This is a genomic window from Frigoribacterium sp. 2355 (genome assembly GCF_054060695.1).
Map to the genome: position 1 here is coordinate 134,593 of NZ_JBSSDL010000003.1, position 12,373 is coordinate 146,965.

The window sequence follows — 12,373 nt, forward strand, 5'->3', positions numbered from 1 at the left end:
GAACGTGCCCGCGCCTCCTGACGGCGGCCCGCGCCTCCTGACCGGGTCTGCGCGTCCCGACCGCGCCCGCGCCTCTTGACGGCACCGTGTCCCCGTCGGCAACTCAGGAGAACGGCCGCCCGCGGGCGCAGGACCGCCGCGGACGACGCCGCATTCCGGAGTTGCCGACACCCCCGTCGAGGGTCCGGGCCCCCGCGGCCGGGACGCCGAAGGCCCCCGCTCCGTTCGAGCGGGGGCCTTCGGCGTCGGACCTACGGCTGGTAGGTCTCGACGTTCGTGATCGACACCGAGATGTCCTTGCCGTTCGGGGCGGTGTAGCTGGTCGTCGTGCCGACCTTCAGGCCGTTGATGGCCTGGCCGAGCGGGCTGGTCTCGCTGTAGACCGAGAGGTCACTGCCGGCGGCGATGATCTCGCGGTTGCCGAGCAGGAAGGTGCTCTCGTCGCCGGCGATGGTCGCCGTGACGACGGTGCCGGGGCCGACGATGCCGTCGGCGGCCGTCGAGTCACCGACCGTCGCGTGCTTCAGCAGGTTGATCAGCGTGCGGATGCGCGCCTCCATCTTGCCCTGCTCGTCCTTGGCGGCGTGGTAGCCGCCGTTCTCCTTCAGGTCGCCCTCTTCGCGGGCGGCTTCGATGCGTGACGCGATCTCGCGACGTCCCTCGCCGCTGAGGGTGTCGAGCTCGGCCTGCAGACGGTCGCGGGCGTCCGTCGTGAGCCAGGTGGTCTCGTTGTCAGTGCTCATGGTGTCTCCGTTTCGTGCGGCGGCCGAACCCGGTCGGGCGACTCGAGCCGAGGAGGCGCGGTGCCGGGAGCCGGGGCGAGGTCGCCCACCGAAAAAAGGAGACCGGCCGAGTGGCCGGTCTCGTCGTGCGATTCCGAGCAGTCTAGGGAAGCCAGCACCGGTAGATCAAGCCCGTGACCGCCCGTTCCGACGTCGCGAGCGAGGTCGTGTAGGTCACCGAACGGCGCTCCGAGGCGGGCAGGTGCACGATCTTCCAGCCGACGACCGCGAAGCCGCTGTTCTGCGCTTCTACCGCACAGTCGACCGCCTCGCCCGTGTCCGCGGTGACCGTGTACTGCACCTCGACGGCTCGGTCGGAGGTGACCTGGTAGCCCACGTCGGCGGATTCGAGCTGGGACGAGGTCCCGTCGAAGGCGGCGAAGACGACCCACGCCGCGAAGACGACGACGAAGGCGACGGCGACGGACAGGCCCACGACGAGGCGCCTGCGCCGACCCCGCGGCGAACGCCCGTACCGTGCGTCGAGGCGCGACGAGGGCGAGGTGACACGGGGCGTGGACGTCACGCGGATCTCCGTCCGATTAAGCTGTCCCCAGGGTAGCAACGTCTGCCCGGCACACATTGCGAGGAAGAATTGACCCTGCGCCTGCTGGCGGTCCACGCCCACCCCGACGACGAGTCCAGCAAGGGCTCGGCGACCTACGCCTACTACCGCAGCCTCGGCGTCGACGTCCTCGTCGTCAGCTGCACCGGCGGCGAGCAGGGGTCGATCCTCAACGAGCAGCTCGAGGCCCGAGCTCACGCCGAGCGCGACATCGCGGGCCTGCGCGTGCACGAGATGGCGGCCGCCCAGGCGGCGATGGGCATCGACCACCTGTGGCTGGGCTACGCCGACTCGGGCCTGCCGGCCGAGGGCGAGTCGGTCGCGGTCAACTCGTTCTCCACAATCCCGCTCGAGATCAGCGCCGAGCCGCTCGTCGCGATCATCCGCCGGTTCAAGCCGCAGGTGCTGGTGACCTACGACGAGAACGGCGGGTACCCGCACCCCGACCACATCCGCACGCACGAGATCTCGATGGCGGCCTACCGCGACGCCTCCGACCCCGAGCGCTACCCGGCGACCGGCGACGCGTGGCAGATCGACAAGGTCTACTACGACCGCATGTTCAGCGCCGGACGCATCGGCGCGATGATCACGCACCTGCGCGAGAGCGACCCCGAGTCGCCCCTCATCGAGTCGTTGACCGAGATGCTGGCCCGCTTCAGCGACCGGCCCGACCTGGCCACGACCCGCGTGCCGGTCTCCGACTTCTTCCCCGTGCGCGACGCCGCCCTTCGGTCGCACGCCAGCCAGGTGCCGCTCGACAGCGCGTTCTTCTTCTGGCCCCACGACCTCCAGGTCGCCGCCTGGCCCACCGAGGACTTCCAGCTCGTCGAGTCGAACGTCGGGTCCGACCTGCCCGAGGTCGACCTCTTCGCCGGGGTCGTCGACCCCGACACCGGTCTCGTGGGGGTGCAGCGATGAGCGTGTTCTCCGAATCGGTGGTCGCGGTCACGACCCGTCTGCTGGCGCAGCCGCAGACCCCCGACCCGACGCTGCCGCCGTCGACCATCCCCGACGAGGCCGTCACGCCCGGCGTCTGGGGTTTCGTCGCCATCGCGTTCGTCGCCGTCGCGACGGTGCTGATCGTCGTCGACATGACCCGTCGGGTCCGACGCACCCGGTACCGAGGCGAGGTGCGCGAGCGCATCCAGGCCGAGCGCGACGAGGCGACCCTGGCGGCCGCGGCTCTCGACGACGAAGAACTCCCCGGAGACGCCGATCGGCGGGCTCGCCCCGTCGAGGGCGACCTCGACGACGACGGCGACCGCAGGAGGCGCGAGCGCGACTCGTGACCGACGCGACCGGTGCCGGGGTGGCGACCCGCGCCTCCTCGGCTCGGGCGACCTCGCGCTAGAAGGTCGGCGGGTCCAGGGCCACGAGCAGGATGCCCGTCCAGTGGCAGAGGTACGCCAGCACCGTCATGGTGTGGAACAGCTCGTGGAATCCGAAGTGCCCCGGTACGGGGTTCGGCCTCTTGATGCCGTAGAACACGGCACCCGCGATGTAGAGCGCGCCGCCGACCAGCACGAGCACCATCATCGCGACGTTCGCGTCGAGCAGGTCGACGATGAACCCCAGGGCGCCGACGCCCAGCAGGACGTAGAGCGGCACGTACAACCACCGCGGCGCGTTCAGGAAGAACACCCGGAAGAGGATGCCCAACACGGCGCCCGTCCAGACGAGCACGAGCAGCGTGACGCCCTTCGACGGCGGCAGGGCGATGACCGCGATCGGCGTGTAGGTGCCGGCGATCAGCAGGAAGATGTTGGCGTGGTCGAGGCGCTTCAGGAAGCGTTTCGCGTTCGGGCTCCACGGGAAGCGGTGGTAGGTCGCCGAGATGCCGAAGAGCAGGAGCGACGTGGTCATGAAGACCGCGCAGGCCCAGGTCGCCGCCACGCCCTGCGCGAGGACGACGAGCACCACGCCGGTCGCGATCGCGACCGGGAAGGTGGCGGCATGGATATAGCCGCGCCAACTCGGTTTGCGCTCGATGTCGGGGTAGGCGAGGGCGTCGTCGAGCAACGGCAGGTTCGGGATGTCGGCCCCGTCGGACCCGTCTGCCCGGTCGGCTCCGTCGACCTCGTCGGCCCGGAGGCTCGCGCGATCTCCGTCGGTGTGGCTGCTCATGGGGCCGAGCCTAGGGGAGCGCCCGAGGAGGCGGGCTGAGAATCCTCGGCTCTGTGGACGGCCCGCCGTGGGCTACCGTAGCCCTGTGAAAAAGCGCCGTCCCTCTCCCCTCGCCAGGGGAGTCCTGTACGGCCTCTACCAGAACCGCATCCGCCGAAGCCTCGACGGTCAAGAGCTGCCGCACCACGTCGCCATGATCGTCGACGGCAACCGGCGCTGGGCCAAGCAGCGCATGCTCGAGACCGCCGCCCACGGGCACCGCGCGGGTGCCGCGAAGATCAGCGAGTTCCTCACCTGGTGCGACGACCTCGGCATCAAGGTGGTCACGCTGTACCTCCTCTCCGCCGACAACCTCGGCAACCGACAGTCCGACGAGTTGACCGAGCTCTTCGGCATCATCGGCGACGTCGCGGACGAGCTCTCGCATCAGCGGGACTGGCGCGTGCAGCACGTCGGCGCGACCGACGACCTGCCGCCGGCGCTCTGCTCGGCCCTGCGCGAGGCCCAGGCCCGGACCGCCGACAAGACGGGGCTGCACGTGAACCTCGCCGTCGGCTACGGCGGGCGCCGTGAGATCGCCGACGCCATGCGCAGCATCGTGCGGGCGCACGACGCCGCAGGCGGCACGCTCGACGCCCTGGCCGAGGTGCTCACCCCCGAGCTCATCGCCGACCACCTCTACACCGGCGGCCAACCCGACCCCGACCTCGTGATCCGCACGTCGGGCGAGCAACGGTTGAGTGACTTCATGCTGTGGCAGAGCGCCCACAGCGAGTTCTACTTCGTCGAGGCCTTCTACCCCGACCTCCGCGAGGTCGACTTCCTCCGGGCCGTGCGCGACTTCGCCCTCCGGCACCGGCGCTACGGCAGCTGACGCCCGAGCGGCCGCCGGCGCACTGACGGGGCTGGTGTGGCAACTCCGGAATCCGGCTGCGCCGCGCCTCCAGGTGGGGTTCTGGTGTGTCGTTTTCCTGAGTTGCCGACTGTGCGCGCGGTGAGCGGGCTGGTGTCGGCGACTCCGGAATCCGGCTACGTCGCGCCTCCTGCTGGGGTTCTGGTGGGTCGTTCTCCTGAGTTGCCGACTGTGCGCGCGGTGACGGGGCTGGTGTCGGCAGCTCCGGAATCCGGCTGCGCCGCGCCTCCTGCTGGGGTTCTGGTGTGTCGTTCTCCTGAGTTGCCGGCCGGGCGCGCGGTGACGGGGCTGGTGTCGGCGACTCCGGAATCCGGCTGCGTCGCGCCTCCTGCTGGGGTTCTGGTGTGTCGTTCTCCTGAGTTGCCGGCCGCGTGCGGGCCGCCCGCGCACGGCCCCGCGCGGAGGACCGGACGAGGAGGCGCGGGTCGGCGGACCGCGGACGGCACTACGGTGGACCAGTCACCGCCGCCTAGGAGAACACCGTGAAGACCATCGACGACCTCGCCTCGGGGTTCACCGACGAGCCCGGATACTTCGACTTCGCGAAGTGGGGTCCCATCTCGAGCTCCGTCGCCGACGAGCAGCGCTCGTTGGTCGAGGTGCAGGCGAGGGCCCGCTTCGGGTCCGAGATCGCCCTGACCGAGCAGGCCGGTCGCGTCGGACGGGCGATCTCGTCCCTCGTCGGCTTCGCCCCCGACCACGTCGTCTTCCAGCCGAACACGAGCGAAGGGCTCACGCACACGCTGTTCGGTCTCACCGGGCAGGTGCTCATGTCGCCGCGCGACTACCCGAGCATGCCCGTCGCGGCGACCCGCTCCTCCGAGGCCCTGCGCGTGCTCGAGCCGGTCTGGATGGACCTCGACCACGACGTGGTCACGCCGGCCGTGGTGCAGCGTCACCTCACCGACTCGGTCACCGCCGTGGCCGTCAGCCTGGTGGACTACCGCACGGGGTACCTGGTGGACCTCGAGGGCATCCGCCAGGTGATCGGCGACCGGTTGCTGATCGTCGACGCGATCCAGGGGTTCGGTGTGGTCGACGCACCCTACGCCGTGGCCGACGTCGTGGCGTCGGGCGGTCAGAAGTGGGTCCGCGCCGGGTGGGGGACGGGCTTCCTGGCCCTGAGCGACCGCGCTCTCTCGGCCCTGACACCGGTGTCCAGCGGTGTCGCCGGGAGCGACCTGACCCTCGGCGGCTCGTACCACGGACGGCAGCCGACCCGCCCGGGTGCTGCGGCGTTCCAGTTGACGAATCCCGACCCCATCGCCCAGGCGCGCCTCGCCACGGCCCTCGAGGACCTCGCCGACGTGGGCGTCGCCGCGGTCTCGCGGGCCGTGGCCGAGCGGGCCACGCGGGTGATCGACCTCGCCGACGAGTTCGCGGTGCCGGTGGTCTCGCCGCGCGACGAGGCGGAGCGCGCCGGCATCGTCGTGCTCGAACCCGCCCTCGACCAGATGACGACGCTGACGGCCGCACTGATCAACCACGGGGTCACGGCCACCGTGCGGGACACGACCGTGCGGCTGAGCGTGCACGTGTCCACGGGCGACGATTCGTTCGAGATGCTGCGGGGTGCGTTCACCTCGTTCGGCACGACCGTCTTCTACTAGGCGGGACCGCCCTGCGGGGTGGGGCTCGCGCGCCGCACCCTCGACCGTTACATGAGGGTCGTTCACCTGATCGTCACACGACACGGTGGTGTCGATGATGCGGATGTCGGAGGCGCGTCGTAGGTTCGTCACATCGGGCAAGGAGCCCGATCGAGACGGCCACGAAAGTTCGCCTCGCAACTGCTCCGCGGCCGTCTCTGCCGAAGGTACCCGGGTGCCCAGCCGCCCGAGGACGGAGTGGTCGTGACCGCGTCGAACATCACCTCAACCGAACGCAACACCGCAGCAACGGCGGGGGGTGACCAGTCGGTCGCCCAACGCACGTACGTGCTCGACACCTCGGTGTTGCTGTCCGATCCGCAGGCGCTCTTCCGCTTCGCCGAGCACGACGTGGTGCTTCCCGTCGTCGTCGTCAGCGAACTCGAGGGCAAACGTCACGACCCCGAGCTGGGCTACTTCGCGCGTCAAGCCCTGCGCCTGCTCGACGACCTCCGCGTGAAGCACGACCGTCTCGACTTCCCGGTGGCCGTGGGTGACGGGGGCTCCCTGCGGGTCGAGCTGAACCACTCGAACATGTCGGTCCTGCCCTCGGGCCTGCAGTTGAACGACGCCGACTCGCGCATCCTCGCCGTCGCGTCGAACCTCGCCGCCGACGGGCTGGCCGTCACGGTCGTCTCGAAAGACCTGCCCCTGCGGGTGAAGGCCGCGTCGATCGGACTGGCCGCCGAAGAATACCGGGCCGAACAGGTCGTCGACAGCGGGTACACCGGGCAGACCTCGATCGACGTCTCGAGCGAGCAGATGGCCTCGTTCTACGAGTCCGAGAAGATCTCCGCCCGCGCACTCGCGGACGTCCCCGTGAACACCGGGGTGGTCGTGCACTCGGAGCGGGGCTCGGCACTGGGGCGCGTGGTCGCCCGCGGCGAGGCCCGTCTCGTCCGCGGCGATCGCGACGTCTTCGGGCTGCACGGTCGATCGGCCGAGCAGCGCCTCGCGATCGACCTGCTGCTCGACCCCGAGGTGGGCATCGTCTCGCTGGGCGGCAGCGCCGGCACGGGCAAATCGGCCCTCGCGCTCTGCGCCGGCCTCGAGGCCGTCCTCGAGAAGCAGCAGCACAAGAAGATCATGGTGTTCCGCCCGCTCTACGCGGTGGGCGGCCAAGACCTGGGGTTCCTCCCGGGCGACGCCGGCGAGAAGATGAACCCGTGGGCGCAAGCCGTCTTCGACACGCTGGGCGCGATCGTGTCCCAGAACGTCCTCGACGAGGTGGTCGAGCGGGGCATCCTCGAGGTCCTGCCCCTGACGCACATCCGGGGCCGGTCGTTGCACGACGCCTTCGTGATCGTCGACGAAGCGCAGTCCCTCGAGCGCAACGTGCTGCTGACCGTCCTGAGTCGCATCGGCCAGAACTCGCGGGTGGTGTTGACCCACGACGTGGCGCAGCGCGACAACCTGCGCGTCGGCCGGCACGACGGGGTCGCCTCGGTCATCGAGACGCTCAAGGGTCACCCGCTGTTCGGTCACGTGACGCTGACCCGCTCCGAGAGGTCCGCGATCGCCGCCCTCGTCACCGAGATGCTCGAGTCTAACGACCTGGTGTAGCAGGGACGCGGGAGGCGCGGGTCACCTGACCCGCGCCTCCTGCGTGTCCGGCGCCGCGCGTCCTGCGGTCTGGCGCCACGCGTCGTGTCGGCAACTCCGGAGATCTGCGTGTTGCGGGGAGGCTAAGGCCGCACCTGGTCGCCGTTCTCCTGAGTTGCCCACCGGACCGTGCTCGGGGTCGCGTGGTGCTCGGTGGTCCGTGACGAGTCGGCGTCTCGGTGCGACCCGTGCCGTGCTCGACCGGCACCAGGGACCACCTGCCGGTCGGCAACTCAGCAGTCCGACACGGTTCGAGGCCGTGTCGAGGTCGGTGGGTGGCATTCTCCTGACTTAACAGCACGGTCGGGAACGCCCGGACGGGCGCGGGGCGCGGTCGGGAACGCCCCGACGGGCGCGCCACGGGGTCGACGAACCGCGCTGCGGGACGCCTCGGCCCCACCTCGCGCGACGCGGACGTTCTCCACCGGCGGGCTCTCGTGCGCCGCGGAGGAGGTGCGGGTCGCGTCAGCCTGTCGGCATGCAGCAGATCGCGACCCACGTCAGGAGGGCAGGCGGCGTGCTCCACAAGCGGGATCTCGTCGCCCTCGGAGCCACCGACCGGATGCTCACCGCAGCAGTGCGATCCGGGAACGTTCACCGTGCCCGACGCGGGTGGTACACGACCTTCGCGCCGGGGGACGCACGGCACGAGGCCGTGCGCATCGGGGGCCGGTTGACCGGGGCGTCGCTCTTGGCCCTCCTCGGGGCGTGGATGTGGACCACCGCTCCGATCGTCAGCGTCGTGGTGCCCCCCGGAGCCTCACGACTTCGGGCCAGGCACGGTGCGAGGGTGCTGTGGCGCTCCGACGGGCGCGTGCCCCCTCGTCCGTCACCCGGGACGGTGCCCCGTCAGCCGGATGACGACGAACACGGATCGGAGGACGCACGGCGTGCGGCCTGGGCCGTTCCCGTCGGCACCGCTCTGGTGGACGCCGTGACGGCGGCTCCTCTCGACGAGGCCGTCGCCCTCCTGGACTGGGCGCTGTCGAGCGGTCACTTCTCGATCGCCGGACTGCATGCGGCGTTCGCCGAGGCTCCCGCGGATGTGAGGGGCATCGTCGACTGGGCCGATCCGCGGAGCGAGAGCTTCATCGAGAGCGTCATGCGGGTGACGTTCGCCGACCTGGGGCACCGCGTCGAGTCCCAGACCCGGGTCGGCCCGCAGGACCGCCGCCGCATCGACATCGTCGTCGACGGTATCGTCGCCCTCGAACTCGACGGGCGCAGGTGGCACGGCGACACGTTCGACGCGGACCGTCTGAAGGACCTCGCGATCACGGTCCAGGGACGAACCGCCCTTCGAGCGAGCTACGAGATGGTGCGCGACCATCGATCGCTCATCGTCGAGGCCGTGCACGCGGTGCTCGACGACGCCTGGCGACCTCGACGGCGACTCGTCGTGACGACGGGCCGTGCCCACCGTCCGCTAACCCGGCGCACGCGAGGTCGACGCCCGTGGCATCTGGTCCGACCAGCTCGGGGACGTACTCCGCAGCCGGGTCGGTCAGGATCGGAGACGGCTTCGTCATCAGGAGCATCGTGAGCTCGCCGGAAGGTCTCGTGGACGAGACGGTGTCCCCGGACGGGACGGTGTCGCCGGACGGGACGGTGTCGCCGGACGGGACGGTGTCGCCGGACGGGACGGGCTCGTCGGACGGGGAAGCGGTGCGAGGCGGTGACGGACCGCGACAGGAGCGCACGCAGGCCCTCGAAGCAGTCGCCGCGGCTGCACTGTCGGCGGTCGCCGTCGCTGCCGCCACACTGCGTCCCGACCCCCTCGTGGGCACGAGCGCCGGGGCGGTGACGCTCGTCGGGTGCCTCGGCGTCGCAGCCGTGACTCCGGCCCTGGTCCGGATCGACATCGCCGAGCGCCGACTGCCGAACGTCCTCGTCGGAGTGGCCGCGGGCGCATGGGGGGTGTCGACCGTCCTGCTCGTCGCGGGGGGCGGTCTCGCCACGGCGGCCACGAGCCTGGCCTTCGCCTTTGCCACCGCCGTGCTCGGTCTGGTGGCCGCCATCGCCGGCGGCCTGGGCATGGGGGACGTCAAGCTCGGCGCCGTGCTGAGCGGACTCGTCGCGACGGGTAGCCCGGCGGCCCTCCTGGGTCTCTGGGCTCTTGCCGGAACGTTCGCGATCGGGGTGGCCGGCGTTCGGACGTTGGGCTCGAGGCCGCGACGGGCCGGCACGGCTCAGCTGCCAGATCCGGCGTCGGTCAACGGGGGCATCCCTTTCGGGCCGTGCCTGCTCGCGGCCTTCTGGTGTGTCGTGGCCAGTCCGCCGGTGGCCGTCGCCGTCGATGCCGTCCTGACGGTTCCGTGAGGTCCGCGTCGCGGCGTGCCACCGTCGACGGGAACAGGAACGGGAACGCGAACAGGCAGGCGAGAGGGTAGAGAAGCCGGAATGCGAGGAGGCGCGTGTCCGTCGACGACGGACGCGCGCCTCCTCGACGTGCTGTGGTCCCGGCCGGCCGGGGATGGGCTCAGGCCGGAGGGCTCGACCCGGGCCGCTCGGGGCTGGACTCCGACCGGTGGGCTCAGCCCGGGTGGGTCATGCTGAGCACGTCGAGTGCGGTGTCGAGCTGCTGCTCGGTGACCTCGCCCCGCTCGACGAACCCGAGATCGACGACGGCCTCGCGAACGGTGAGCTTCTGGGCCACCGCGTGCTTGGCCACCTTCGCCGCGGCCTCGTAGCCGATGACGCGGTTGAGCGGCGTCACGATCGACGGGGACGACTCGGCGAGGGCCCGGGCGTGCTCGACGTTGGCCTCGAGCCCGTCGACGGTCTTGTCCGCCAGGGCGCGGGTGGCGTTCGAGAGCAGGCGGATCGACTCGAGCAACGCCGTCCCCATCACGGGGATCGCCACGTTGAGCTCGAAGGCTCCGGACGCGCCGGCCCAGGCGATCGTCGCGTCGTTGCCGATGACCCGTGCCGAGACCATGAGCACGGCCTCGGGGATGACCGGGTTGACCTTGCCCGGCATGATCGACGAGCCGGGCTGCAGGTCGGGGATGTGCAGCTCGCCGAGACCCGCGTTGGGCCCCGAGCCCATCCAGCGGATGTCGTTGTTGATCTTGGTGAGGCTCACGGCGAGCACGCGCAAGGCGCCGGAGGCCTCGACGAGCGCGTCGCGGGCCCCCTGCGCCTCGAAGTGGTCGAGCGCCTCGGTGACGGGCAGCCCGCTGTCGTCCGCGAGGGCGGCGATGACCCGCTGCGGGAAGCCCTGGGGCGTGTTGATGCCGGTGCCGGTGGCCGTTCCGCCCAGGGGGACCTCTGCCACGCGGGGCAGGGCGCTCTGTACCCGTTCGATCGCGAGACGGATCTGCCGGGCGTAGCCGCCGAACTCCTGCCCGAGCGTGACCGGCGTGGCGTCCATGAGGTGGGTGCGGCCCGCCTTCACCACGTCGGACCAGGCCGTGGCCTTCTTCTCGAGGGCGACCGCCAGGTGGTCGAGGGCGGGCACCAGGTCGTGCAGCAGCGCGCCCGTGACGGCGACGTGCACCGAGGTCGGGAACACGTCGTTCGACGACTGCGACGCGTTGACGTGGTCGTTGGGGTGGACGGCGACGCCGTCGACCGTTCCGGCGAGGGTGGCGAGCACCTCGTTCATGTTCATGTTCGAGGACGTGCCGCTGCCGGTCTGGTAGACGTCGACCGGGAACTGGTCGTGATGGCTGCCACCGATGATCTGGTCCGCGGCCGAGACGATCGCATCGGCGACGGGACGGTCGATGATGCCCATCTCGCCGTTCACCAGGGCGGCCGCGCGCTTGATGCGAGCGAGCGCGACGATCTGCGCCGGCTCGAGACCGGCCCCGCTGATGGGGAAGTTCTCGACGGCACGCTGCGTCTGGGCGCGGTACAGGGCCGATGCGGGCACCCGCACCTCGCCCATCGTGTCGTGCTCGATGCGGTACTCGGTCTCGGATGTGGTCACGACGTCGTGGTCCTTTCCTCGGGCCCTGCCGGGCTGCTGCGCCCGTCGAGGGCGCGGGGCGTCGGAGCGTTCGCCCCGACTCGGTTCAGAGTCGGCCGACGACGACCGAAGGGTCGACCCGCCCGTTGGCGAGGTCGTAGTTCGCGCCGACCACGGCCAACTTACCGTCCGCGACGGCGGACGCGATGAGGGCGGACCGGTCGACGAGCGTGCGGACCGACGCCTCGATGTGCAATTGGCCGACCGTGCGGGGGTCGAGGTCGGCACCCGTCTCGAGGTCGAGCTGGGCACGCTCGACCGACGGCATGATCATGTCGATCAGCCCACCCAGGAAGGCCGACCCGGGTGCGGCGTCGGAACCGATGGAGTCGATGGCCGAGGCGACGGCGCCGCAGCTGTCGTGGCCGAGCACCACGATGAGAGGGACGTGGAGCACCGAGACCGCGAACTCGAGCGAGGCGATGACGGTGTCGCCGACCACCTGGCCGGCGTTGCGCACGACGAAGAGGTCACCGAGGCCGACGTCGAAGATGATCTCGGCGGCCAGTCGCGAGTCGGCGCATCCGAAGAGGGCTGCCACGGGCTCTTGGCCGGCGGCGAGGGACGACCGCCGGTCACTGTCCTGGTGGGGGTGACGAGGTGCCCCCTCGACGAAGCGGTGGTTGCCGTCCACCATCCGGCTCCATGCCGTCCCCGGCTCGGACGCGCTCGCCGGCGCGATGGCCGAGACGTCCGTGGGCCGGGACGTCGCGGTGTTCTCGGGTGCGGAAGGGGCCGCGGTGGCGGGCACGCCGGCGGCGG

Annotated in this window: 12 protein-coding genes; 7 read left to right on the forward strand and 5 right to left on the reverse strand. The window is 71.0% G+C overall.

All coding sequences use genetic code 11. The features are described 5' to 3' along the window. Positions 1-251: 251 nt before the first annotated feature. Positions 252-743: a transcription elongation factor GreA gene (gene greA, locus ACVJ1F_RS05160; protein WP_056048805.1), complete on the reverse strand. Its 492-nt coding sequence runs from the start codon at positions 741-743 to the stop codon at positions 252-254. A gap of 142 nt (positions 744-885) precedes the next feature. Further along, a complete protein-coding gene (locus ACVJ1F_RS05165) occupies positions 886-1,365 on the reverse strand; it encodes a DUF4307 domain-containing protein (protein WP_082460587.1) in 480 nt (159 codons plus the stop codon). A gap of 12 nt (positions 1,366-1,377) precedes the next feature. Here ACVJ1F_RS05165 and mca point away from each other — a divergent pair, with 12 nt between their 5' ends. Both mca and ACVJ1F_RS05175 read left to right on the forward strand, forming a co-directional pair. After that, positions 1,378-2,268 (forward strand): mycothiol conjugate amidase Mca, encoded by an 891-nt coding sequence (mca, locus tag ACVJ1F_RS05170; protein WP_192122780.1) that lies wholly within the window; start codon positions 1,378-1,380, stop codon positions 2,266-2,268. Further along, positions 2,265-2,639, forward strand: coding sequence for a hypothetical protein (locus tag ACVJ1F_RS05175; protein ID WP_456885065.1), 375 nt, complete (start codon positions 2,265-2,267; stop codon positions 2,637-2,639). The genes mca and ACVJ1F_RS05175 overlap by 4 nt, the downstream gene beginning before the upstream one ends. 58 nt (positions 2,640-2,697) lie before the next feature. On the opposite strand, the gene trhA is transcribed toward ACVJ1F_RS05175, so the two are convergent. Continuing rightward, positions 2,698-3,474 (reverse strand): PAQR family membrane homeostasis protein TrhA, encoded by a 777-nt coding sequence (gene trhA, locus ACVJ1F_RS05180; RefSeq protein ID WP_456885067.1) that lies wholly within the window; start codon positions 3,472-3,474, stop codon positions 2,698-2,700. An 85-nt stretch (positions 3,475-3,559) separates the two neighbouring features. On the opposite strand from trhA, the gene ACVJ1F_RS05185 reads away from it, so the two are divergent. The 5 genes from ACVJ1F_RS05185 (at position 3,560) to ACVJ1F_RS05205 (ending at position 9,957) form a co-directional block, all read left to right on the forward strand. Then, entirely contained in the window at positions 3,560-4,348 is a 789-nt protein-coding gene (locus ACVJ1F_RS05185; RefSeq protein ID WP_371740476.1) for an isoprenyl transferase, read from the forward strand. 521 nt (positions 4,349-4,869) lie between these two features. Further along, positions 4,870-5,997, forward strand: coding sequence for an aminotransferase class V-fold PLP-dependent enzyme (locus ACVJ1F_RS05190; RefSeq protein ID WP_456885069.1), 1,128 nt, complete (start codon positions 4,870-4,872; stop codon positions 5,995-5,997). Positions 5,998-6,255: 258 nt separating this feature from the next. Continuing rightward, complete coding sequence (locus ACVJ1F_RS05195) at positions 6,256-7,599, forward strand: PhoH family protein (RefSeq protein ID WP_236557068.1); 1,344 nt, start codon at positions 6,256-6,258, stop codon at positions 7,597-7,599. A gap of 973 nt (positions 7,600-8,572) precedes the next feature. Then, the gene (locus tag ACVJ1F_RS05200) at positions 8,573-9,181 is read left to right on the forward strand and encodes a hypothetical protein (RefSeq protein WP_456885071.1); all 609 of its coding nucleotides are present in this window, start codon (positions 8,573-8,575) and stop codon (positions 9,179-9,181) included. Next, positions 9,178-9,957 carry a hypothetical protein gene (locus ACVJ1F_RS05205; RefSeq protein WP_456885072.1) on the forward strand — a complete coding sequence of 260 codons (780 nt, stop codon included), beginning with the start codon at positions 9,178-9,180 and terminating at the stop codon, positions 9,955-9,957. The genes ACVJ1F_RS05200 and ACVJ1F_RS05205 overlap by 4 nt, the downstream gene beginning before the upstream one ends. 214 nt (positions 9,958-10,171) lie before the next feature. On the opposite strand, the gene ACVJ1F_RS05210 is transcribed toward ACVJ1F_RS05205, so the two are convergent. Further along, on the reverse strand, positions 10,172-11,572 hold the full coding sequence (locus ACVJ1F_RS05210; RefSeq protein WP_255350807.1) for a class II fumarate hydratase: 1,401 nt from the start codon (positions 11,570-11,572) through the stop codon (positions 10,172-10,174). An 85-nt stretch (positions 11,573-11,657) separates the two neighbouring features. Further along, positions 11,658-12,248: a carbonic anhydrase gene (locus ACVJ1F_RS05215; RefSeq protein ID WP_056049244.1), complete on the reverse strand. Its 591-nt coding sequence runs from the start codon at positions 12,246-12,248 to the stop codon at positions 11,658-11,660. Between the last annotated feature and the right edge of the window lie 125 nt (positions 12,249-12,373).